This window comes from Paenibacillus sp. FSL M7-0802, from assembly GCF_038004945.1.
Classification (GTDB): Bacteria; Bacillota; Bacilli; order Paenibacillales; family Paenibacillaceae; genus Paenibacillus; species Paenibacillus polymyxa_B.
This window is the reverse complement of record NZ_JBBOSD010000001.1, coordinates 1444665-1468341: the sequence shown is the minus strand read 5'-3', so window position 1 is coordinate 1468341 and position 23677 is coordinate 1444665. Positions and strand designations below refer to the sequence as shown.

Here is a 23677-nt window from a genome sequence, read left to right as displayed (position 1 = left end):
CATCATCCCTAGTCTCTGCTTTTATCGTCCATTTCCCCGGCAACGCATTCGTTATTAGGGTGTAAGATTATATCATCGGGAATCAAGACAAGAGGACATACCGAAGACACACACAGTCAAACGTTAGCCGGCCATTAGGGCCGGTTTTTTCATGCGGTGATCGTCTCTGTCGGTTCCCGGGAATTCGTTGTACAGAAAGGAGGAGTCGTGTTGCCTAAGCAAGGGATGCTGCAATGCATGAGTACGAGGCTGCGCCGGATGAGAACACGAAAGTGGAAAAAAGCCTGGCTGAATAGCCACAACATGCGAATGCAGGGGACGCAAAGGTGGCATGCCGCAGGATGAGACAAGCCTTTAAGCAAAAGCTCATTGAAATTATTCCAGCGCTACAAGGGCGTGTATACGATGTTCAGCCACCGTCGCAGACGGCAGAGGAGCCGTATGCTGTTATGGCGCTGGGCGAGGAAATCTGGAAGTCTTCCTGGGCCGGCTATCGGCAGGTTGTTCGCATCAAGCTGTACGCAGGACAAGCCGGGCTGGCGCAGGCTGATGTATGGGCGAATGCCCTGATTGCCGGGCTGCACCGGGAACCAGTGACAGGTGCGGGTGAGGACACATCGGCTTTTACCGCGCACTATTTGGGTGTGCGGGATGCAGAAAAGCTGGACACTGTTACGGGCAAGGCCTATAGAACGCTGCGTTTTGGCGTGTATGTGCCTGAGACGGAAGGTGGTTCGGCCGTTCCAGCAAACGGTGCTACACAGCCGGAAGAGTGGCTGGCCGCGCTGGTCCGCTGGACGCGGAAGCAACTGGGCGAAACGTGGTCGGTATACGCCGACGCATGGCCAGCACAGCCGGGCCGGCACGCGGTACTATGGCGGATGAGCGGCTGCGAAACTAGGATGGCGGGAGCCTCCATGTATGAGCTGCGCAAACGGTTCATCGGGCATATTACTGCCCCAGACACCACTGAAGAAAACCGCGCAGCTTCCGCACTGATCGAGGGCTTTGCCGCTCAAATCCAGCTTCCTCTGGATCAGGACAAAGGCCGTTATATGTCTACAGCTGAAGCTTCAGCCGATTTGCAGGCGGATGCCATTTTAAATGGTCAGCTTCGGCTGATGCTGGTACAGCGGCGTATGCGCCCAGCTGAGGAAGCAGCGTTGATTCGCAGAGTGGAAATTCATCCTATTTTGAAATGAGGTGGTCCGAGTGACCTTGGAAAATCATGAGAAGGCCCCGGTACATTCCGGGCAGGAAGCAAGCGGCCCTCGCTATACGCTGGAGGAGCTAAAGGAGCACGCAGAACAATTGTTTTCCGTGAAAGAAGAAGTGCTGGCAGGCGCCTTTTTTGGCACACAGGACAAGCTGTTTACGGTAGCAGAAGCACACACTAAAATCGAACAATTTATGAAAGCGAAGGTGGACTAATTATGGCAGGCGGAACATGGGAAAACACGAATAAACCGGTATTGCCGGGTTTGTATATGAATTTTCAGGCAGCAGCAGCTTCAGCAATTCAAGGTGGGTCACGTGGTACGGTCGTTGTACCCGTTAAGGCGAATTGGGGCCCTGTACGTGAGTTTGTAGAGATCGGCAGTGAAACGGCAATCAGCCAAATCTTTTCCGGTGACAGTCTGGACGGTGCGACCGCGTATTCGACGCTGTATCTGGCTTTGCTGGGCGGTCCGAAAAAGCTTCTAGCCTACCGTTTGGCAGATGATACAGCTGCTGAAGCATCTGTGACGCTGAAAAGCGGCGGTGCGACCCCGGCGGATGTGCTGCGTCTGAAGGCTTTGTACACAGGTAGCCGTGGTAATGGTTTCGCTGTAACTGTACAGCCAACTTTGGGCGATGAGCAAGCTCGTGAGGTGCGCCTCTATGAAGGAACCAAGCTACTCGGCACGTACAAAGGCAGTGACGGTACAGCAGCCTCTATTGCCAAGGCCATGAACGAGAACAGCGAAAACGTATGGGTGAAGGCCGAGGTTGTTGGCGACGGCGGCATTCCGGTGGATGTCAGCGGCGTACACCTCACTGGCGGCAACAGCGGCAATAGCAAGCTGGTTAATGCCGATTACATCGCGATGCAGGAGGCACTTGAAGGACAGGAGTTTAATGTGTTGGCCCTGGATTATGCAGCTGATCTGGCATTGCTGCAAAGCTTTGCTGCCTGGATCAAGCGTGTCCGCAACGAAGGTAAAGGCGTAATCGCTGTATTCGGCGGTTCTGCGGCAGATGATGTGTCCAAAACAGCCGTCAGCTTGGCCTCTGCACGTTCCCTGGCGCTGAACCATGAAGGTATCGTGAACGTCGGTACAGGCGTACGTCTGGCAGGTACGGACTACAGTTCCGCCCAAACGGCTGCTTATGTAGCCGGGCTGATTGCAGGTCAACGTCTGAATCAATCGGCAACGTATGCGGTTACGCCTTTTGAGGATGTGACCCGTCGCTGGACACGTTCCGAGCAGGAGCAGGCAGTCCGTAATGGTGTCTTCCTGTTGTTCTTCGATGGTCGTCAGGTCAAAGCGCTGCGTGGCATCAACAGCTTGGTGAACCCGGCTGCTGGACAAAACAATGCATGGAAGAAAATTCGTTCCATCCGTGTCATGGATGCTATTAATGCTGACTTGCAGCGTGCAGCCGAAGAGACTTACATTGGCAAAATCAACAACACGGTGGAAGGTCGTCTGGCGCTTATCGGTGCGATCAAAGAATACCTGGCACAGCTGTCGCTGAGCAACGTCATCGAAGCAGATGGCTACGATGTCATTCTCGACCCGGCTTACTACGGCGATGCGCCAGTCATCAAACCGGAGCCGGATCAAGTGTTCCTGCAATGGAACGTGAAGCTTACCGACGTGATGGAGCAACTGTTCGGCACATTTTACGTGCAATAAATAAGCATTTTACGTGTACAAGCATTTCGCAGGCAATCAGCAGAAATGGTGTAGCTTGTTAACAACGAGGATTTTGTGAAATCCCGAACTATATTATGAATCATTTTGAGGAGGAAAAAGAAATGTTGGATGCTTCAAGAGTCATTTTAGGTACGTATGGTCAGGCGCATGTGGACGGGGTGTGGCAGACGAATATCAACAAGCTGGAAGCCAGCGTGGAAATGGAAAAACGCGAGCTGAATCTCGTGGGCAATGAGTGGAAGGTGCACAAGCGCGGTATCAAAAAGGGAACGGGAACAATGAGTGGCTACAAGGTCACATCCGATATGATTCGTCGCGGTTTTAACCGTTTTGAGATTATTACTAAATTGGATGATCCAGAAGCCTTCGGACATGAAAGTATTCGTCTCATTCGTTGCACTGCTGACAAAATCCAACTGGCCAACTGGACAGCAGGAGAAGAAGTACAGGAAGAAACGACCTTCACCTTTGAAGGTTATGAGCTGCTTGATCCGATTGTAGCAAACTAAATTGGAAGACGGGGGATGGGATGCTGTCAAGCGTTCCGTTCCCCAAATACAAATGAACAATAAGGGAGAATGACTTATGAGCTTGAATGAGAATATGACAGAAGAACAAATTTTGGACAGCCTGTTTGAAGCTGCTGAAAAACTACCTGAGGAAACGGTCCGCATCAAGCGCCTCGACATGAAAATTGTGCTGCACGGCCTGACCTCCAGTAAGGTGGACAGCATTCGTGAACGCTGCACGATTCGACGGACTGTTAAAGGTGCAGTGGATGAGAAGGTAGATACTGAAACGTTCAACGCCTTGTTGATTTCGGAAGCTACTGGAAAGTTGGAAGTGAAGGGCCTGTCCCTTAACGGTTGGGGCGATCCCCGGATTACAAGCCGCTTGAAGCTGTCCGGTGGCGAACAGTCTGTCCGCCGTATGCTGCTGGCTGGTGAGCTGGATGCAGTAGGAGATAAGGTGCTGGAATTGTCCGGCTTTGGCGTTGAGATTGCTGACCTAAAAAACTAATCAGCTCCGGGGGAATGACGACGATGCTGTACCACTTGTGGGTCCGGCACCACCTCCGCCCCGGAGACTTTTGGCGGCTTCCCCGCGGTGAGCGCATGCTGCTGCTGGCGTTTGCCGAACAGGAAATGGATAGCATAGCAGCTTCAAAAGCATAAACAAGGAGGTGAACATGATAGATGGCAGAAGCATTAAATTACCGCATGAACCTTGTGATTGATCCTAAAAACGTCATTAAGGCGAACAGAGAATTGCGCGCAATGGAACGCTATTTTGAGCGGATTCAAGGACGTGTGTTGAAAATTGGACGTACCCGCATGGCCCCGGAAATTGTACTGAACGATATGGCCTCTAAAGGATTGGATAATCTGTTGAACAAGATTAACCGGGTCAAATCCCAGATTATTAACGCCTCGGGGAATGTAAATGTGAAGGTGAATAGCGGCACTGCTAAAGCAGATCCGGTTAAGTCTGATAACAATCTGAGTACGGTTTTAAAAGCAAATACTACTGCTGTAGAGGCCAATACGGCCGCTATTGCGGATTTAAGTACTAAGTTAGGCTCTCTGAAGATCGGTGGTGAGACGAAAGAAGAAGAGCCTAAGGGTTTTTTGGAAAATCTTAAAGATACCCTCGGGGGTGTCAAAAAGTTTGGCGAAGGCATGAAAGGATTTTCCGAATTAAAAACTAAAGGAGCAGCATTTAAAACGGAATGGGGTAAGGTCAAATCAGCAGGAGGAACTACAAGAAGACAAAAAATAGCTAATGGTGCGAAAAAAATATGGGAGAACAGAGCAGAATTAGGCAAGGTTACTGGTGAACTTTTTGAAAGCTTCGGCGGTACTGGAGATATGCTGGAAGGCGGAATGGATTTTTTTAAAGGCGGCGGTGGAATAATTGGGAATATTAAAAGCGGTGGCAGTGCTGCTATAGATGCAGTTTCTAGCGCGGCTTCTAGCATTATAAACCCAAGCACTGCTGGTGCAGCTGAGGAAGCCGGATCAGGCTTATTTAAGAACCTTTTAAAAGGTGGAGCGAAAAAACTGTTGGGACCTTTAAGTTATGGGATGGATATTATGAATATCGCTCAGTCCGCTCCTGGTAAAGAACGCTCACAAGCTGTAGGCTCTGCTATAGGAGGGGGAGTATTGGGAGCCGTCGGAGGTATTGTAGGTTCAGTGATTCCAGGAGCAGGTACTGTTATTGGCTCTACATTAGGCAGTATGGCAGGTGATTGGATTGGAGGTAAAATTGGTGGATTAGTCTCAGATTATGGTCCAGCCATGATGGACAAAGCGAAGTCCGCTGGTAAATTCCTTGGAGAAAAAGCTTCCCAGGTTACAGGCTGGCTTTCTGATAAGGCTGGAGATTTTGGTAAAGGCTTTTCTGATTTCTTTTCTTTTGGTAAAAAAGATGAACCTAAGAAAGAGCCAGCTAAGCCACCTGAAGCTCCTAAACCAGCAACCTCTAAACCAGCAATCCCACCTCATTCGAATTTAGGTAAGTCATTTGAGCCCTTAACGCCTATGGCTATAAATTATAGTGCTAGTGCAGTTGCAAACGTACCTCCGCAACCAGGTGCAAAAGGCGTCCCTAATCCTTATGGACCGATGGCTATAGCTAACCAGGGAGTCAATCCAAACCCACTACTGAATACTGCAGCTCATGCGAACAATGGAGCCAAAGCTAAAGGCAAAGGTAATGGTAATCCGACACCTCAAGTAGTACAGATCAGTCCTGAACAGATGGGAACCCTGTCTGGCTTTTTGAAGGATTTTAAAACGGAAACCACCAACCAATTCAATCTTCCTGCGGGGGCTGTACAGGTCACTGTACATGAGAACAAGCTGGATGTGGATGGGCTTATTACGCAAATTGGCTACCGTCTCAAAGCTGAAATTTTGCGTGCAACGCAGAACACCAAGCCAGCGAGCGCTGGAGCTATGTAGTGCAGTAGATGGTAGCAATGGGGAAGGAGGAAAGAGATGGAATTTAGTTTGACGGATGGTAAAGGAAAAAAGTTTCAGTTTCCAGTAAATCCTGAGGAAGTGACGATTTCACGGCAAAAGGGATTTGATACAACGACGATTTTATCCTATGGGGAGTTTGACTTCCCGCAAGGGGAGAAGGTGAAGGAAATCTCCTTCTCTTCTTTTTTTCCGAAAGAATACAATCCAGCGTATTGCACATACAAAGATATCCCTGATCCGCAGGAGGCCATGAACACGTTGAATGGCTTTTTGTTATCCAAGAACCCGCTACGTTTTATTATTACGGAGACAGCCGTGAATGTGCCAGTAATTGTGGCATCTCATAATTCGATCTTTCGCGGCGGCGAGTATGGGGATGTGAATTTTGATCTGTCACTGCGGACCTGGAGTGATATGAAAGTTGCCAAAAAAGCTGGTGGCACAGGAAGTAAGGCGGCTGTGGTCAACAAAAAGCCCCGCACAGATATGAAAGAAAAGAAAAAAACATATACGGTTAAGTCCGGGGATTCCTTGTCCAAAATTGCCAAGCTGGAGTTGGGGGACAGTTCGCAATGGAGTCGTATTTATCAGCTTAATAAAAAGGTCATTGGACAAAATCCGAATGCGATTAAACCGGGACAAAAGCTGGTGCTGTCATGAGCTATAAAGTCATGTTACAGGATAAATATGATTTGTCGCCGCTTGTGGAGAACATTAATTTGAGGGATTCGCTGGAGCAAATCGCCTATCAGGGCACGGTCAATCTGGTCGTTACGCCGGATATGCCCGCCATTTCCCCTGGGATGTCCATTCGGGTTAGTGGGATTCCTTATGGTAAAAAGGATTATGTTCCCTTGTTGTCTCCAGCGGTGATCTGGGAAGTAGAAACCTCTAACAACGGGCTCAAACGTATGGCGCTGACGTTATATGACCGTACGGTGTATTTGGACAAGTCAGAGGATGAATATTTACTTCCTGCCAAGCAGACGGCTACTCAGCGTTTTCAGAAGTATGCGAGGGACTGGAAGCTGAAAATCGCTTCATTGCCAGATACGAAAAAAACGCTGGGACGCGCCGTATACCGCACACAGTCCATCTATTCTATGATGCTGGGAGATCTGCGCGAAACGGCAAAGGCGGGGGGGAAGCTGTATCATCCACGGATGATTTCTTCCGGCTTGGAGCTGTACGAGCTGGGAACGAACAAAGATGTGTATGCTCTGGAGAGAGTCACGGATACAACTCAATCCCGTACGCTGGAAGGTGCGGCCACGAGAGTGAAGGTACTGGCTACGGCTGCCAGTGAATCAGGCAATGAGGTACCGTCCAAGGTGATGGCGCTTGAGGAAAAGGACATTGCCAAATATGGGACACTTCAGGTGATCGTGCAGGATGACGAAGTCAAGTCTGGTGCAGCAGCACGTGAGTTGGCCAAAAGTAAGCTGAGAGGCATACAACAAACGATATCGGTAAATGCACCGGATATGAACACGATTCGAGCAGGAGACGCGGTAATGTTAGGCTCCATAAAGTTATTGGTCATTTCGGTGAGCAGGGAATTAGGTAACCCCGGCAGTATGTCGCTGGAGCTCGGAACGTATGACGATGTAAAAAGGAGGTTTTACCTTGAATAAGGACCCCTACGGGCATTTGGCGACCGCGCTGCAATCTTCATTTCATAAGCATACCAAGCAAGCGCTGAGTGGAGTGGGCGCGGTATTAGGCACGATTACCTCCACGGGGCTCAAGCTGGACGATTTTAAACATGAGCTTCAGGATTATCTGATCGCGGAGCTGCCGGGACTGCTATCTGTACCACGCCATATGTACAAAGGTACCTCAACCGCAGTGGAATCGGAAAATTGGGAAGGCAAAGAGCTGAAAACTTCCTTTTATATCGGGGAAGACGAGCTGGAGGATGTGAATCTCAGTTTGAACGAAGGACTCAAGCCTGGAGATCGTGTACTGGCGGTTCGGGTGAATAGCGGCAATGATGTGGTAGTCGTATGCAAGGTGGTGAATGGACGTGGCTAATTTGTTTCCCGAAACGGATGATATGATCTGGACAGACACGGATATGACCGACCCGGATGTACTGGAGGATAACCGTGCAGTATTTGGTCGAAGCTGGCGGTTTGATTTTGAAGCTGGTGAGTTTGTTATGAGCCCTAGCCGTAAAATCGTGACTACAGGTGAGAAAGAAGCCTGGGTACAGTGGTGTGAAAAAGCGATTCGCACTCCTCGCTACCGGCATGTGATCTATTCACCTGACTATGGGAGTGAGCTGGATGAGCTAATTGGCAGCAGCTATGGGCACGGTGTGCAAGAAAGCGAAATTAAACGCATGGTCACGGAGGCATTACTAGCAGATGCACGTACGGCTAGTGTGGATCAGTTCACTTTTCGCTGGGAAGGTGAGGCGTGCCATTTTAGATGCCAGATTACGAACGTGCGAGATGAAACAGAAATTGTGGAAAGTGTGGTGATCTAATGGCAGACTTGCCGGAATATTTGGTAGACCAGACGGAAGAGGGAATTTTAAATCGGATGCTGGAAAAAGTGCCTTCGGACATGGATAAGTCCGAGGGCTCTTTTATTTGGGATGCACAGGCGCCGGTAGCGTTTATGCTATCCGAAGCGGCAATCTGGGCGCAGGAGCTACTGCGACGTGGCTTTGCCAGCACCGCAGCCAGCGACAACCCGGATTTTCGCTCGCCGGAGCTGGATTTGCGGACAGCAGAGCATGGAGTGACACGGCGAGAAGCAGTTGCTGCCTCAGGTATGGTCACGTTCACGGGCACAGCGGGAACGACCGTCCCGGCGGGAACGTTGGTGGCGACCCCGGCAGATGATGTATCCGGGGAAGCCTCCATTGAGTATGCGACCACGGCATCGGTCACGCTGGATGAACAAGGTGCCGGGGAAGCGGCTATTCGGGCGGTGAATCCCGGGCGCAGCGGTAATGTGCCTGCGGGTGTCATCCAAGTGATGGCAACCCCGGTTAGCGGGGTCGCCTCTGTGATCAATACGGTGGAAACAAAAAGCGGCACAGACGTTGAGAATGACCAGCTGTTGCTGGAGCGTTTTTATGCCAAGGTGCGGAACCAGGGCACCAGTGGCAACAAGGCGCAGTATACCCAGTGGGCGAATGAGATTGCTGGAGTGGGTGGCGTGGAAGTAGTTCCTCTCTGGAAAGGGCCGGGAACAGTAGGATTATATGTGCTGGACACGGATAAACGCGCGGCCAGTCCGGATATCGTGGCTGCGGTGCAGAAGTATATTGATCCGACTCAGGATGGACAAGGCGAAGGGCTGGCACCAGCGGGCCCTGTGGTGACGATCATGCCAGCGGCAGAAGTGGAGATTAACATCTCAGTCAAGGTACAGCGTACCAAAGAGAAGCCGTCCACACTGGATGAAATCAAAAAGCTGATCGAAAGCGGTGTGCGGACGTATTTGAAGCAGCTTGCTTTTTACAAGGAAGACCCGTTGGTACGATATACCCGGATTTCTGCTGTGCTGCTGGACATTCCGATCATTATTGATTTTTCTGAACTGAAAATCAATGGACAGAGCAATCAGAATATTGAGATTGGATCAGGTCAGGTGGCAGTGCTGGGGACGGTGAGCGTTAGTGAGTAACAATGGAACGAACAGTTTTGAAGATTTATTGAACAATCCAGAGCAGGAAAAACGTGCAAACCGTATTGACAATTTTGTTAATCGGGTAACTATAGCGGGAGATACAGTGGGCCAAATGAGCAGCGAGCGGGGACGCGAGCTGCTTTCCTATTTGCCTGCCTATTATGAAACCTCACGTGTGATGCGTTCCGATATGGATGCTAAAGGAAGCGAATTGGATGCCTTGTATCTTGCAATGGATGCAACGGTGGGACAGTTTTTCGTACGTACCGCCACATGGGGGTTGGAACGCTGGGAAATGGAGCTGGGTATCGAAACCGATCCGACGAAGCCATTGGACCAACGGCGTGCGGTGGTGGAATCGAAGCTGCGAGGGGCAGGAACTTTTTCTGGCAGGCTTGTCAAAAATGTAGCTGAAGCGTATGACGGAGGCACGGTAGATGTCACTTTTCATCCCGCCGAATGGGGATTCACCGTCAAATTTATCGATACCATCGGGATTCCGCCCAACGTAGAGGATCTTAAAGCAGCCATTGAGGAGATCAAGCCCGCTCACATGGCGGTGGAGTACAAATTACGCTACCTGACCATCGCTGAAGTTGAATCAATGACCCTCTATGAAAATGAACATACAACACAGGATAGATATTTAGGAGGTGGCGCATAACATGGCAAGCGAAAAAACACCAAATCTTGGCTTAAATCAAATTGACCGCACATCGCCCAAAACCACGTATTTTGATCTGGAGAAGTATTTGGATCAAAACTGGCGGGCTGTTGATGAATTTGCTGGTGATGTGAATGATGGTGTAAATGAGATCAAGAAGCGTCTGGATACAACAGAGCGTAAGGCGGTAACTCTCGAACCCGGGATGCAGATGGTTCATGCGGAAAAGGCTGCGCCATTTTCGTTGACGGGCCTGAGCGGGCGTATGTTGGTGAATTTGTTGGGACGAATGGGGAACTGCGAGACAGTAAGCGAATGGTCCTCGAATGTAGCTATTGCAATAGACTCTAACAACAAAACCAACGGCAGCAGTTCATTTAAAATTACACTGGGTAGTGCGTCTGCAACTGCGTCTGCAAGTTTTTTGACCACACCTGGACGAAAATATATCGCAATAGCGGACGTGAAAAGTGGTAATACCAGCAAGGTGGCGATATCAATAAATGGTATTGCTGGTGCTGTGGGTAACGAGGTAACTTCTGCCTCTGTTTTTGCTCCGTCTGTTGTACGGTTCACGACGAAGGACTATTTTCACATTGTTACAGTCACAGGCACGGGTGCAAGCGGCAATACGTTTAATATGGACAGTGTGCGCGTATACGAGATCAGCGAGGCAGACTACACAGCAGCTGCAAGTTATACGCCAGCACAAGCAGCAGCCAAATGGCCCTATGTTGACAGTTTAATGCCCGTCCGTAATCCATATGCGATACGGTACGGGGAAAATCTCTTACCCCCCGTCCGTGAATGGGTCAATAATAACGGCCTAGCGGACACTAACGTGAAGATTTTGGACGAATATGGATTTAGCATAACCACAACGGCGGCTCAACAATGGAGGGCTGCTGCATCTGTGAAAGTCCTACCTAATACTACGTATACTCTATCCGCTACGCATGATGGATTGCTAGGCGTATATGGTGTAGACCAAAAAGAGGTAGTCGTAGGTAGTATTGCGGATGGGTATGTGACTTTCAATTCTGGCGGAAATACGGCTTTGGATATATCCCTTTCTAACAAAACGGGCGTAGCTGGAACATTCACAGGGATAAAATTTATGTTGAACATCGGCAGCACAGCCAAGCCGTTCGAGCCGCGAGAGGATTCCATGTTGGCTCTGCAAACAGACCTATACGCTGACCCAGTTTCTGGCACCAATGCAGATACAGTGTTTGAGCGTGACGGTCAATACTTCAAAACGAAGCAGTTTCAAAGTGTCTCACTGGACGGTGGCAAGATTACGTCAGTGAATAACATTGTATCAGGAGCAGGCTTCAAGGCCCTCTACCCAGTAATACCTGGCGTTGATTATCGATATGTTGGCGTGGGCGCAGCCGTAAAGTTTGATGGGGAAATATTGCTGTGGGGTGGTCAAGACACTAACCCTGATAGATGGGCGATAGATGGAGTGGCCTCCAATTTTGCTATCTCTGTACCTGTTGCAGACAGTGGTTGGGCCGATAGCTACGCACCTACATTAGACGATATCAAAGCGTATTTCTATGGCTATAAGGCCTATGACGCTAACACCATAACGCCAGCCCAGGTACAAGCAGCCACAACGGCAACTTGGAGCGGTACGGGCACAAAGTATTGGGTTCAGCGTGTTGGACCTCCTAACTTCACGCAATCCGTACCGCAGCAGTCGTATGCGGGGTACACACCGTATCAACTTGTGTATCGACTTGCTAATCCTACAGTAGAACCTATCGTATCTGAAGGTCAGCTATCCTTCGTCGAGGGTGATAATCAAGTTGAGGTAGGTACGGGGATGATTGTTAGGGAGGAATCTAAACCCGCAATTTCCAGTAACCAATACTGGATTAACGGCGCTTTAAGTGGACTTGGCAAACTTCGTGAAAGAACCAATAAAATTATCGCTGTTTATAAAAACGGTAAGAATGATAGTTGGGGCTCAATTACTCACGCCGATGCTGACAAGAGCACATACGGACTTGTCCAGGCGTATAAAGCTAATTCCAGGTTCGACCAAACAGCATCCTACAGCACAACATACACCACACTTGAAACATCACCAGTAGTGCCGTTCACAGGCTCTTACGCAGCCAATGAAAAGACGCTGCTGTCAGACTTGGTGGACAACGTACAGCAGAACACAGCGCGTGTGTCTGTGTTGGAGAACAAGAAGGCTGACAAAGACAGTCCTGCGTGGCTCAAACCCACGTTGATTAATGGGTGGGCTTCGTCATTGTTCGGTTTCATTAAACTTAGCGATAACGTAGTCTATTTCAGAGATTCAATTTCAGGCGGAGTTACAACACCTGGAACTATATTGTTTACCCTTCCCGCGCAGTATAGACCCTCTATAAGAACGGAGATACGGGTAAGATCAAACGGCGGCGGTAACGAATCCAGCAATTCCACCGTAGTTATAAACACGAACGGAACTGTCATGATCCAGAACACTATATACACGGCTGTGTGGCTGGACGGGGTTTCGTTTATAGCCGAACAATAAGGAGGGATAACACATGAAAGCAGTCGCAAAAGTAAATACAGACGGCCTCTATCTGGAGGACGAGTTAGTGGACGATGCCTTTTCCGGTGTCGTCCCTTTTTATACTCCATCTTCGCCCACGCTATCTGATATAAGCCAGCAGCTAGACACCCATCAGCTTACTGACAATAGCTCTAGTACCATAAATGGAACAAGTTCAGAAAGCATCCCTGCTGGTTATACAGTAGGGATTATTCCAGTACCACCAGGTCTATACCATCCTCGTTTTGATATTCCAGCCTGGCTGACCTATGAAGCGGAATTTAATCAAAAGCTGATAGAAGCACAGGGCGCGTATGAGCAGTTGAACAAGGAATCTCAGGCAGCATTTCAGAAGCTGCATGATGAATGGCAAAACAAGCCGGAAAACGAACGCGGGGATGAACCTGTATATTTTGCTCAGACATTCACGGCTCCAGAACGAAGAGACCCAACGACGTTCTGGAGTGAAGGATTAAGTGCCGAAGCGATTAAGGAACTGACACAAAAAGCAGAGCAACAGCCAAGTGAGACAGATCAATTGAAGCAGCGTATTGCAGATCTCGAAGTAATGCTGACTCAGCTCATGCTTGGTAGCACAGGAAAATAACGTGTACTGACTATTATATATAGCAAAAATTTTTATATAAAAGAGGTGAAGTCATAACTATGACCGCTTTAACAGAGGCTCAATTGCGTATTTGTGCTCATGCTTGCATCACCCGCTATGAGCGGGGAGAGGGCGATATAGCAACCATCCTGGGAAGCTACGCTTTAGATGAAGAACAACGTGAACAAGTAATGAAGATTATTTTATCCAAGCGTTCTGATCTGGTAACGGGCAACGTAGGTGATTCATCATCAACTGATGCTCTGAATGAACAGGAAGAAACGGTTAAATGGTATAACTCTATTTTCCGTAAAAAAACAGTATAGAGAACAAAACAAAAATAATTGTTTAAATGCCCTTGGATCAGTTCAAGGGCATTCATTTTACACCTTGGTTCAAAAGGGGGAACAAACATGCATGAAAAGATCGATCAGATTTGGCTGGGGCTTTCCACGGGGACCTTGATCGGTTATTTTTTCGGGGGGTGGACCACAATGTTGACGTTGCTGTGGTGGATGGTCGTGATCGACTTTTTCACCGGATGGGCAGCGGCCTGGATTAATGGAGAGCTAAAAAGCCGCCAGGGGTATTACGGTATTTTTCGCAAGGTTACCGTGTTTTTGCTCATTACAGTAGCTCATCTAATCGACGGTATTCTCGGGGATGCACATTACTTCCGGGATGCCGTCGTTTTCTTTTATTTAGCGAACGAGCTGTTGTCCATTATTGAAAATGTGGGCAGAATGGGAGTGCCGATGCCGGATATTTTGCGGAATGCGGTAGCTATTTTTGAGTCCAAGTCGAGTGGAGAAAAAATAAAGCCAACCGACCCTTCCAACAAAGAAAATAAAGCTTCATAAAGGGCCACTAGTGGCCACTACCAAAATAGGCAGACTACCTTTTTGCCCTTTTTTCGGTATAAAAGTGGAAAAGCCCAGACCGTATGGATGGTCCAAGCATATGGATAACAGAGACAGAGTGAGCTACAACATTATGAATAATAAGGAGGGAACGCCTTATGCAGAATCGCAGCCCTAATGCTGCCGAAGGCATTGACGTGTCCCGATATCAGGGAACGATTGAGTGGAAGCGTGTACGAGCCGATGGTAAATCGTTTGCCTTTATTAAAGCGAGTCAAGGACAGCGTTACGTTGATCCGACATTTATCACGAATGCAAAAGGGATCAAGGCAGCCGGGATTCTCCTGGGAGCTTACCATTTTGTAGATGCAACTAGTGTAAACGCAGCAAAAGCGGAAGCCAGGCATTTCGCCGAGGTGCTGGATCAGGTGGGGGGTGCGAAAGCGCTGGACTTGCCAGCGGTGATGGATTACGAAAATAATCCAGGAGGGCTTAGCTCGGCCGCGATTCATGAGGTTGCGTTGGCATTTATAACGGAATTTGAACGAGTAAGCGGCCGCAAGCCGATGGTATATACAGGGAATGCTTTTGCTGCCCATTTCAAAGCCCCATTGGGTAGTTATAAGCTGTGGATTGCGCGTTATAGTACACGAGTGCCCGGCGACACCACGGCATGGAAGCGCTGGGACTTTTGGCAATATAGCGATAGTGGACGGGTTGATGGAATTCAAGGGCCGGTTGACCTGAATGTATACGTCGGAACAGAGGCCGAGCTACGCCAAGCATTTGTAGGAGAAAAGGGGGATGAGCCAATGACAGCAGAGGAAAAAGCGGCATTTAAGGCCCTGCAGCAGCAGGTCGCCGCCCTTGAAAACAGCAAAGATGTGCTTAAGCAGACGTTGAATGAACAAAGCGCTTATATTAAAAAGGTGGATCAGCGGGTAGCTGAACTGGAGGCGCGTCAGGCTATGCCTGTACCGACCTGGGCGAAGGAAGCGATGGCTGCCGCTGTTGCATTTAATCCGGCAAGCCCGATTGTGGATGCGAAACTGCCAAGCAGTTACGATTTTTATCGCTTACTGGTCGTACTGAACCGTCTGGGTGTGTTTAAAACAACCAAATGATCTTCGAAAGAACTCATTCACTGCCAATCCCACTTTTATATGAAATGAGTAAAGCAGTTACGCCCGAAGTCTAAATAGACAGGCGGTTGAAGGCAACCGCCTGCCCTTATTGCACCCTTATTCGAAAAGCAATTCAATATCCTCTTGGCTAATCCGAGCAGATTCAAAGTCCGAAGGAGTGAAGTGAACATTCTGCTGACTAAGTGTAAAATCAATCACACGGTGTAGAGTTTGGACATACATATGCATAAATTCAGTTATACTTTCTTTTTCAAACATTTCCGTGCTGTACATCATATGGACCACCAACTGGTCGTTAACAATCAGGCTGTTGATATCGATGCCAGCCGTTAGATGATTGACGAAGTCCACATCTTGAAGGCCTGGAGTATGCTTATATACATAGTCTGAACTCTGACTTTCATGATCGAACTGTCCCAGATAATTGAAGCGTAGGGGACGAATCTCTTTACTTTTTTCAATAGCTCCTAGCATGTATTTTAAAATGCCATAACCGATACCCTGTTGGGGAATGCGTCGGCGCAGTTCCTTGACATATGCAATGACACTGCCTATTTCTGTACCTGGCACTTGAATACGCAAGGGATGTAACACCGTAAACCAGCCAACCGTTCTGGATACGTCTACGTGATCCAGGCCCCTTCCGTGATGCTCAACCTCATAAGTGAAATCGTCCAACCCGATCCATTCCTTTACACTTAACGCCAAGGCAGCTAGCTGTAAATCCACAGGCTCAGTATGATAGACCTGATTCGCCTTGGTGAGCAGTTTGTGCGTATGGGTAGGGGAAAGTACTCCTTCGACGACTGCACATGAAGCATAGTTTACGGCAGTATCTGGCTGGCTTGTGATGAATGCTGGAAAATGGTCGTTGCCGCCCTCCATTTCATTCCAAAAATCAAGCTCCTCCCGTAGATCCGCAGTAGTGGAATAATGATGAAGCTCCTTGGCAAAGGTTTGAACAGAGGCTGTTTTTCTTGAAAAATGTACCTCCTTCCCTTCTTCTAAGGCATGATAAGCCTCCAATACATCCTCCAATATAATTCTCCAGGAAACTCCATCTACAACCAGATGATGCGCAGTGATGAACAATTCCCAGGTTCCTTGTCCGTGATCGAATATAGCTGCTCGAATAGGAAGACGGTGGGACAGATCGAAACCGGATTGCAAGCTATGCACCAGCTTATTGAATTCATGCTGCCGAGCCTCTGCTGAAATAGGAGTCATGTCATAACAATCCAGCTTGAATGGGATTGCAGTGAGTTCCGGGTTATAAAATAACTTGCCATCCGGGTGCATGCTCATCCTTAAAGCATCGTGATGTTCAATTACTTTGTGAAATGCCTTTTCTAGAGCAGAACGATCCATTTCATTTTTCAGCAGAAGCAAGACCGATTGATTATAGTGATGAGGATTATGAAATGACTGCTCCATAAACCACAAGGAGATCGGTGTAGGCTGAATTTCTCCGCTGACGGGAGCTGAAGAATCGTACAGTCGGCTCTTTTGGCGTGTGTAATGAGCAAGCTCTGCTATACTGGGATGCGCTAAAACATCCTGTACACCCACTTCCAAATCATAGTTATTTAATTTGGAAGTCATCTGGATCGCTTTAATAGAGTCTCCGCCCAGTGCAAAGAAATTATCGTGGATACCTATGGTAGACGTATGGAACAGCTCTTCCCAAACCTGCACGAGAATGCTTTCCACCGTATTATGGGCTTCCACATATATGTCAGTTAATCCAGAGGACACGTCTGGTACAGGAAGCTTTTGCTTGTCCACCTTGCCATTGGATGTAAGCGGAATGATTTCCAGCTGGAGTATGTGGCTTGGTACCATATAATGGGGAAGACAAGCATGTAAATAATCTTTGAGAAGCTTGGGAGAGATAGCACGATCAGATACATAATAGGCACACAAAACGGGATATCTATTCGCATCGCCTGTTTCCACAACGTTTACGACAGCATGCTGGATGTCAGGATAGGAGGATAAAGCTCCTTCAATCTCACCCAGCTCGATACGAAAGCCTCTGATTTTAACCTGGTTATCATTTCGGCCAAGGTATTCGATCAGGCCATTTTCCAGCCGTATCCCCATGTCACCGGTTTTATACATTCGTTCGCCAGGAACAAAAGGATTATCGAGAAACCTTTCTTTTGTGAGTTCCAGTCTGTTCAGATATCCTCTTGCCACTCCATGACCGGAAATGTAGATTTCTCCTTTTACCTGCACAGGAACAGGCTTTAAGTGCGTATCCAGCAAATATACAGCCACGTTATCGGAAGGCACACCGATGGGAACGGATCTTCTGCTATCCCGGTCTGCATCATACATATGGATCATGCAGCCTACGACGGTTTCCGTAGGTCCGTACTCATTGAACAGGGCAATACTTCCGCCAAACTTGTCATGAATGTTGTGAGCAAGACTGACTTTGAGATCTTCTCCTCCTACAATGCATTTGCGGACGCTCGATGTACGAATGTCCGACTCTTGTAGAAGGGACAAGTGTGCGGGAGTTAGCTTTACAATGGTTGTACGTTGGTCTTTCATAATGCGGAACAATACAAATTCGCCGGGATCATCATCTCTGTAGAGGTTAATGGCATGTCCGCTGATTAATGGGGTGAATATGGAAGTGACAGTCAGATCAAAGGCTATTGACGAATAACAAGCAAAGACCTCGTGAGCTGCGGACAAGTAGGTTTTATTCGCCCACCATATGTAATTCACAAGTCCCTTGTGCGGAACTGCCACTCCTTTAGGTTTGCCTGTGGAACCGGAGGTGTAAATTACATAAGCGAGCTGGTTCGGTCCGCTTTGTGGCTTCAAATTCGAGCAATCTCCATGGTACAGGGATGCATCGTCTATACGATAAACTCCTCTGGAAAATGAAATATCATCATTCAAAGGTGCATCGGTAAGAAGCAAAGCAGCCCCGGAATCCTCCAGCATATAGCTAACACGGTCAGCTGGATAGTGAGGATCTATAGGCAGATAGGCCCCACCTGATTTCAACACAGCTAAGACCGAAATGATAAGCTCAAATGAATGCCCAGCCATGATCCCCACGATACTCTCTTGCCCAATACCACGGCTTTTTAAAAACCTCGCCAGTTGGTTAGCTTGTTCATTTAACTCACGATAGGTTAACGTGTGCTCTTCAAAGTAACAGGCAATATTAGTAGCTTTTTCAACGACTTGCTGCTCAAATAACTGAGTAATGGTTAGGGACGAGGGATAGGAAGAACGTGTTTGATTCAGCCCATAGATCAGCTCATTTTGTTCCTGCGGAGATAGCATTTCAATTTCCGCAATCGGGGTCTGTGGCTGCTCGATCATCTCGCGAACGATATGAATGATATACTCAAACATTTTTGCGATCTGCGTCTCACTGTAAGAATTCACTTTATAGTCAAAGTCCAGCGTAATTCTTCCGCTCCCCTCCCAGTCACGAATAACCAGTTGCAGCGCATAAGGTTGATAACCACTGAAAACCTCCTGAACTTCATAGGGGCACCCATCAAATTGGGGACTAAATTTCATATTGTAATAATTAACACACATACCAAACAGACTGTTATATCCTTTTTGAGCAAGCTCCAGGTCACTAGCTAGAAGATCATATGGATATTTTTGATGAAAATAAAAATTCATCAGCTCTGCCCCCACATGCTTCATCAAAGAGCAGGCATCTAAAGCTTCATCCAGTTGGATGCGAAACGGCATGGTGCTGGTGAACATACCAAACGTATTTTTTTGTTTTTTGCCCGATCTGTTTAGGACTGGAGTCCCGATCACCACATCGGTTTCTTGAGTCGTCCGGTAGATGTAAAGCAGAAGGGCGGATACGAATAATACGTTTACAGAAAGTTTGGAGCTTTGGATAAAGGTCTGAATTATACGTGAAGTTTCACTGTCGATGGCAAAGGACGTTCGAACGGCCGAAATATCTTTGCTTTTGTTGATAGGTATCATGTCGGGTAAGGTTTGAAATTTTTCATGCCAGAATATTTTATTTTTAATAAAACGCTCAGATGTTAAATAGGCTTGTTCTTGATCAATGATAGGTATGTAGGAATATTCTTCATCAGCAGGCAGGGGGCTGTGGTTAACCAGTAGTGTATAATACTGCGAAATTCGTTCAGACACGATATGTAAGGCCCAACCGTCTGCAATAATATGATGAAATTGACCCAAATAACCAACATCACCAGGCCCAAGTTTAAAAATAACAAAAGAATACAGTTTGGCATTCAACAGAGGCATAACCTGTCCGCTCACAGCCTTCAGCCATTGTTCAAAATGAAGTAACGGATCAGGCTCATGACTAAAATCAATACATGTGATCTGCTCCTTTTCATAGGGCTTTACGTACTGTACGGGTTCTCCATTTTGCTCTTCGATCTGGATGCGGAGGCCTTCCGTTTTGGAAATGAAGAGTTGAATCGCTTTCTCCAGCGCGTCAAACTCTAGTTCCTTTTGAATGCGTACAAGTCCGGTCAAATTGTGCATGGCTGTCGTACCATATATTTTCTCGTTATACCAAACTCTTTTTTGAGAATGCGTTAATGCATAGAACATCCATTAGCCTCCTTATACATGCAGATATTGAAAAACATAGAGTCTACATAAAAATGATCCTAGACCACCCAATAAAAACAATCAAGCAGAAAAAATGTATTTTTAAACAAAAAATAAAACGGATTTTCGACAATTTTATTCCAATTTAAAAAGGCGAGTTCCCTTTAAAAGGTTTCCGTAGGTTTACAATGGAATTTTTAAAAAAGTGTGAATTAGCTCACTACATCCGATATGGATGAAATGTTAAGGTGTTAATACAATTTCGATAATATTGATAAATATTAATTTATTAAGTATTTCTGGTAATTGACTCTCCGATTTCGCAATCAATATCCTGGCATTCTTCCTTAATTTTCCTTTAAATAAATCCATTCCTATTTAACATATATTTACTCTTAAACTATTTAATTATCCATAAATTAAATATACAAATTGTGTATATTTATTCATGATGTTGAATACTATTTATCCTAGTTTTTTTATGTAATTACTAGATAAATAGTCTTACATATATTGGTCAAGCAAGCTTTGATTACATATTACAAAGAAAGCTGGAGCGATTATGGAATGTAAAAAGATGATCATGAGAAAAATGGCAGCGGTTATCCTGATTTTCGCTTTAGTGGCTACATGTATTCCGCCCAGTCGTGCGGAGGCCGCAGCAGGATTGGATGAAAACACCACTCAGCGTTTGGAAGCATTTATTCATGAGAAGATGCAGGAAGGTCATATCCCTGGAATGACAGTTATTGTGGTTCGTGGAAAGGAAACGGCCTATCTCAAAAGTTTTGGGTACGCCAATGTGGACAAGCAGGTTCCTGTAACACCCGAGACAAGCTTTGAAATTGCCTCTTGCTCCAAAGGATTTACAGCACTTGCCGTGCTGCAACTACAGCAGCAGGGGTTGTTGAAGCTGGATGATCCCGTTTCAAAGTTTTTTCCATGGTTTCAAGCCAAGTATAAGCACCAAAATGTCGAGATTACACTGCGTCAGCTGTTACATCACTCCAGTGGCATTCCATGGTACACAATTACCGACATCCCGATCTCCAACCGTCCCGATTCACTGGAACAGGTTGTACGAAATGTGAATGGCCTGGAATTACATAATCGTCCTGGCGAACGCTTTGAATATGCCACCATTAACTACGCAATCGTGGGGGCTGTCATTCAAAAGGTCACAGGGCAACCTTACGAAGATTATATGAAGACCCATATTTTTCAGCCTTTAGGTCTGAATAAAACTACTCTTTATCCCACAGAAGCCGCACCCACGATGGCAACAGGCTACAAGAACGGCTTTTTTCAAGCACGTGAATATCAATCCCCTGTCTTTAGAGGAAACCGTCCCGCTGGTTATATCATGATGGACGGAAATGACCTCGCCACTTGGCTCAAATATCAGTTGGGCAGCCTGAAATCTCCCATGACTCCATTAATTATGGAAACTCATGCGCCTGACCGCACCGTTACCCCCAGCAAGTTTGATATGTCGTCTTATGCTATGGGCTGGGCTGACTACCAAAGTGGAAACGGAGAGGTGTCCAAGGCTGGATTAAATCCGAATTTTTCTGCTTATATGGTTTTTCGCCCTCAGGATCAGCTGGCTGTAGGGATTATGGCAAACAACGGTACCACGTTAACGTATATCACCGGGCATGGTCTTATGGACATTTTACGAGATCGTCAGCCTGTGTCTCCGTATGAGCCAGATCAGAAAACAGACAATGCGTGGTCCGTTATTACGATCATGCTGGCATGTTATGTGCTGGCGGTAGTGGTCCTGTTGATGACGGTGGTACGAGATATCATCCGCAAACAACGTGTTTTGAAGCCTTTGAATCCAAAAAAGCTGCTCACATGGCTGCTATTTTTACTTTGCAGTACACCGTTTTTGTATGGAGTTTATTTGGTTCCTACTGCCATGCAGGGCGTTTCATGGACAACCGCGATTGTCTGGTCTCCGTTTAGCTTTCCGTTTGCGATTGGAGCCTTGGGGCTGGGATTGCTTTTGAGCTTTGGCTACCTGGTGTTGGGTACGATTTTTCCGAACACAGACGAAAATAAACGCTCGCTTCCTTTACTGGTAATGATGAGCTTGCTGAGCGGGGCGGCGAATGCCTTTGTCATTTTTATCGTCAATTTCTCAATTGGCAGCGAAATACCGCTCAAATATCTGCTGTATTATTTCGGATTAGCGCTGGCGGTTTATATTTTCGGTCGCAAGCTGATTGAAACCAAATTAGTGAAGATTACCTACAACATGATTTATCGAAAACGAATGGAACTGATTCAACGTGTGCTACACAGCTCTTATGACAAATTAGAACGCATGGACAATGGCAAAATTTTAGCCACTTTAAATAATGATACAGAGATGGTGGGCTTCTCGGCCAATGTGGCGGTGGGGTTCGCGACCAGTCTACTGACAGTCATCTGCTGCTTTGTTTATCTCGGTACGATTTCATTTTGGGGCACGATACTTTCCCTTGTTGTCATTGCGGTGATTGCCGCATTTTATAGCATCGTCAGCGGTACGGCTAACCGCTATTGGGAAGAGGCGAGGGATACCCAAAACGTGTATTTGGGGTTCATCGACCATATGCTCAAGGGCTTTAAAGAGCTTAGTATGCATGGACGCAAAAAGACGGAGTTTAGCAGCGATATTCAGGATAGCTGTGAACAGTATCGTCAAAAACGCTCCGTGTCCCGCATTAAATTTACCAATGCACTGGTGCTGGGCGAGACGCTGCTGATTTTAATTTTAGGTGTAGTTACCTTTGTGTTCCCGACGATTTTCCCGAACATTAAGGATTACACATTAATTCAATTTGTTGTCGTGTTCCTCTACTTGATCGGACCCATCAACGGATTGTTGCAGGCTGTGCCGGAGCTGTTCCAGATTCGGACCTCTTGGCGAAGAATTAAAGCCTTTATTGCGGAAATGCCGACTGATGACAGCGGAGAAGTGTATGATACTGCGAGTTTGGTGGATGAAGAAGTGGCTGTGGAACGAATTGGTTTTCATAATCTTAGCTTCGAGTACAGCAACGTGACTGGAGAGTCCAGCTTTCTGGTCGGACCTATTACACTGGAAGCGGCTAAAGGACAGACCATTTTCATCACAGGCGGCAACGGCAGTGGTAAAACGACGCTTGCTAAATTAATGACTGCCCTCTATCCTCCACAAACGGGATACATCACGATCAATGGAGAAGTCATTGATGCCCGCACGTCGGGCGAGTATTTTTCCACCGTCTTCTCTGATTTTCATCTGTTTGAGCGCTTGTACGACATTGATTATAAGGAAAAGCAGTCCGACATTGAGCGTTATCTGAAAAGACTGGGACTGGAGGAAAAAGTAACGGTCAAGGATGGATATTTCAGTACGCTCAAGCTATCAGGTGGACAACGAAAGCGGCTTGCGCTTTTGATCTGTTATCTGGAAGATCGACCCGTATATTTGTTTGACGAATGGGCTGCCGATCAAGATCCGGAATTCCGCAAGTTCTTTTACCATACACTTCTGCCTGAAATGAAGGCGGCGGGTAAAATTATTTTCGCCATTACGCATGATGACCATTATTTCCATACCGCAGACCGACTGCTGAAGATGGAAATGGGGCAGATGAAGGAGCTGGAGGTGTTGAGTGCTGAAGTCAGTGGCTCATAACCAATCCATTAAAATTTATGAAAAA

The 23677-nt window shown here is 47.1% G+C and carries 19 protein-coding genes; 18 read left to right on the top strand and 1 reads right to left on the bottom strand.

Annotated features, from left to right (window positions below):
- Positions 1-341 precede the first annotated feature (341 nt).
- From MHB54_RS07095 to MHB54_RS07015, 17 genes are all read left to right on the top strand, one after another.
- Positions 342-1202, top strand: coding sequence for a hypothetical protein (locus MHB54_RS07095; protein ID WP_071559067.1), 861 nt, complete (start codon positions 342-344; stop codon positions 1200-1202).
- A 10-nt stretch (positions 1203-1212) separates the two neighbouring features.
- The gene (locus MHB54_RS07090) at positions 1213-1431 is read left to right on the top strand and encodes a hypothetical protein (RefSeq protein WP_028543149.1); all 219 of its coding nucleotides are present in this window, start codon (positions 1213-1215) and stop codon (positions 1429-1431) included.
- A gap of 2 nt (positions 1432-1433) precedes the next feature.
- Positions 1434-2900 carry a phage tail sheath family protein gene (locus MHB54_RS07085; RefSeq protein ID WP_023987375.1) on the top strand — a complete coding sequence of 489 codons (1467 nt, stop codon included), beginning with the start codon at positions 1434-1436 and terminating at the stop codon, positions 2898-2900.
- A gap of 122 nt (positions 2901-3022) precedes the next feature.
- Positions 3023-3430, top strand: coding sequence for a phage tail tube protein (locus MHB54_RS07080; RefSeq protein ID WP_013309122.1), 408 nt, complete (start codon positions 3023-3025; stop codon positions 3428-3430).
- Between the two features lie 76 nt (positions 3431-3506).
- Positions 3507-3941 (top strand): phage tail assembly chaperone, encoded by a 435-nt coding sequence (locus MHB54_RS07075; RefSeq protein ID WP_007429164.1) that lies wholly within the window; start codon positions 3507-3509, stop codon positions 3939-3941.
- A 176-nt stretch (positions 3942-4117) separates the two neighbouring features.
- Positions 4118-5887 (top strand): hypothetical protein, encoded by a 1770-nt coding sequence (locus MHB54_RS07070; protein ID WP_071559066.1) that lies wholly within the window; start codon positions 4118-4120, stop codon positions 5885-5887.
- 36 nt (positions 5888-5923) lie between these two features.
- Positions 5924-6568: a LysM peptidoglycan-binding domain-containing protein gene (locus MHB54_RS07065; RefSeq protein ID WP_071559065.1), complete on the top strand. Its 645-nt coding sequence runs from the start codon at positions 5924-5926 to the stop codon at positions 6566-6568.
- Positions 6565-7542: an XkdQ/YqbQ family protein gene (locus MHB54_RS07060; RefSeq protein WP_071559064.1), complete on the top strand. Its 978-nt coding sequence runs from the start codon at positions 6565-6567 to the stop codon at positions 7540-7542. The genes MHB54_RS07065 and MHB54_RS07060 overlap by 4 nt, the downstream gene beginning before the upstream one ends.
- The gene (locus MHB54_RS07055; protein ID WP_071559063.1) at positions 7535-7942 is read left to right on the top strand and encodes a hypothetical protein; all 408 of its coding nucleotides are present in this window, start codon (positions 7535-7537) and stop codon (positions 7940-7942) included. Before MHB54_RS07060 ends, MHB54_RS07055 begins: the two co-directional genes overlap by 8 nt.
- Positions 7929-8399, top strand: coding sequence for a DUF2634 domain-containing protein (locus tag MHB54_RS07050; RefSeq protein WP_080751605.1), 471 nt, complete (start codon positions 7929-7931; stop codon positions 8397-8399). Before MHB54_RS07055 ends, MHB54_RS07050 begins: the two co-directional genes overlap by 14 nt.
- The gene (locus tag MHB54_RS07045) at positions 8399-9550 is read left to right on the top strand and encodes a baseplate J/gp47 family protein (RefSeq protein WP_264454079.1); all 1152 of its coding nucleotides are present in this window, start codon (positions 8399-8401) and stop codon (positions 9548-9550) included. The genes MHB54_RS07050 and MHB54_RS07045 overlap by 1 nt, the downstream gene beginning before the upstream one ends.
- Positions 9543-10217: a YmfQ family protein gene (locus MHB54_RS07040; RefSeq protein WP_034094989.1), complete on the top strand. Its 675-nt coding sequence runs from the start codon at positions 9543-9545 to the stop codon at positions 10215-10217. The genes MHB54_RS07045 and MHB54_RS07040 overlap by 8 nt, the downstream gene beginning before the upstream one ends.
- 1 nt (position 10218) lies before the next feature.
- The gene (locus tag MHB54_RS07035) at positions 10219-12756 is read left to right on the top strand and encodes a hypothetical protein (protein ID WP_023987384.1); all 2538 of its coding nucleotides are present in this window, start codon (positions 10219-10221) and stop codon (positions 12754-12756) included.
- Between the two features lie 13 nt (positions 12757-12769).
- Positions 12770-13384, top strand: coding sequence for a hypothetical protein (locus MHB54_RS07030; RefSeq protein WP_264454078.1), 615 nt, complete (start codon positions 12770-12772; stop codon positions 13382-13384).
- Between the two features lie 59 nt (positions 13385-13443).
- Positions 13444-13710: a hypothetical protein gene (locus tag MHB54_RS07025; protein ID WP_264454077.1), complete on the top strand. Its 267-nt coding sequence runs from the start codon at positions 13444-13446 to the stop codon at positions 13708-13710.
- 87 nt (positions 13711-13797) lie between these two features.
- Complete coding sequence (locus MHB54_RS07020) at positions 13798-14244, top strand: phage holin family protein (protein WP_264454076.1); 447 nt, start codon at positions 13798-13800, stop codon at positions 14242-14244.
- Positions 14245-14402: 158 nt separating this feature from the next.
- A complete protein-coding gene (locus tag MHB54_RS07015; protein WP_264454075.1) occupies positions 14403-15368 on the top strand; it encodes a glycoside hydrolase family 25 protein in 966 nt (321 codons plus the stop codon).
- Between the two features lie 117 nt (positions 15369-15485).
- Here the strand turns inward: MHB54_RS07015 and MHB54_RS07010 are convergent, their stop codons facing one another.
- A complete protein-coding gene (locus tag MHB54_RS07010) occupies positions 15486-19979 on the bottom strand; it encodes an amino acid adenylation domain-containing protein (protein WP_264454074.1) in 4494 nt (1497 codons plus the stop codon).
- Between the two features lie 577 nt (positions 19980-20556).
- Here MHB54_RS07010 and MHB54_RS07005 point away from each other — a divergent pair.
- Positions 20557-23652: a cyclic peptide export ABC transporter gene (locus MHB54_RS07005; protein WP_264454073.1), complete on the top strand. Its 3096-nt coding sequence runs from the start codon at positions 20557-20559 to the stop codon at positions 23650-23652.
- Positions 23653-23677 lie beyond the last annotated feature (25 nt).

Bases quoted from the DNA above. Each gene is read 5' to 3' on its own strand.
- MHB54_RS07010 (WP_264454074.1), bottom strand. From the start codon at position 19,979: ATGTTCTATGCATTAACGCATTCTCAAAAAAGAGTTTGGTATAACGAG.
- MHB54_RS07080 (WP_013309122.1), top strand. From the start codon at position 3,023: ATGTTGGATGCTTCAAGAGTCATTTTAGGTACGTATGGTCAGGCGCAT.
- MHB54_RS07025 (WP_264454077.1), top strand. From the start codon at position 13,444: ATGACCGCTTTAACAGAGGCTCAATTGCGTATTTGTGCTCATGCTTGC.
- MHB54_RS07070 (WP_071559066.1), top strand. From the start codon at position 4,118: ATGGCAGAAGCATTAAATTACCGCATGAACCTTGTGATTGATCCTAAA.
- MHB54_RS07060 (WP_071559064.1), top strand. From the start codon at position 6,565: ATGAGCTATAAAGTCATGTTACAGGATAAATATGATTTGTCGCCGCTT.
- MHB54_RS07005 (WP_264454073.1), top strand. From the start codon at position 20,557: ATGATCATGAGAAAAATGGCAGCGGTTATCCTGATTTTCGCTTTAGTG.
- MHB54_RS07030 (WP_264454078.1), top strand. From the start codon at position 12,770: ATGAAAGCAGTCGCAAAAGTAAATACAGACGGCCTCTATCTGGAGGAC.
- MHB54_RS07020 (WP_264454076.1), top strand. From the start codon at position 13,798: ATGCATGAAAAGATCGATCAGATTTGGCTGGGGCTTTCCACGGGGACC.
- MHB54_RS07045 (WP_264454079.1), top strand. From the start codon at position 8,399: ATGGCAGACTTGCCGGAATATTTGGTAGACCAGACGGAAGAGGGAATT.
- MHB54_RS07050 (WP_080751605.1), top strand. From the start codon at position 7,929: ATGGACGTGGCTAATTTGTTTCCCGAAACGGATGATATGATCTGGACA.
- MHB54_RS07075 (WP_007429164.1), top strand. From the start codon at position 3,507: ATGAGCTTGAATGAGAATATGACAGAAGAACAAATTTTGGACAGCCTG.
- MHB54_RS07095 (WP_071559067.1), top strand. From the start codon at position 342: ATGAGACAAGCCTTTAAGCAAAAGCTCATTGAAATTATTCCAGCGCTA.
- MHB54_RS07015 (WP_264454075.1), top strand. From the start codon at position 14,403: ATGCAGAATCGCAGCCCTAATGCTGCCGAAGGCATTGACGTGTCCCGA.
- MHB54_RS07065 (WP_071559065.1), top strand. From the start codon at position 5,924: ATGGAATTTAGTTTGACGGATGGTAAAGGAAAAAAGTTTCAGTTTCCA.
- MHB54_RS07085 (WP_023987375.1), top strand. From the start codon at position 1,434: ATGGCAGGCGGAACATGGGAAAACACGAATAAACCGGTATTGCCGGGT.
- MHB54_RS07035 (WP_023987384.1), top strand. From the start codon at position 10,219: ATGGCAAGCGAAAAAACACCAAATCTTGGCTTAAATCAAATTGACCGC.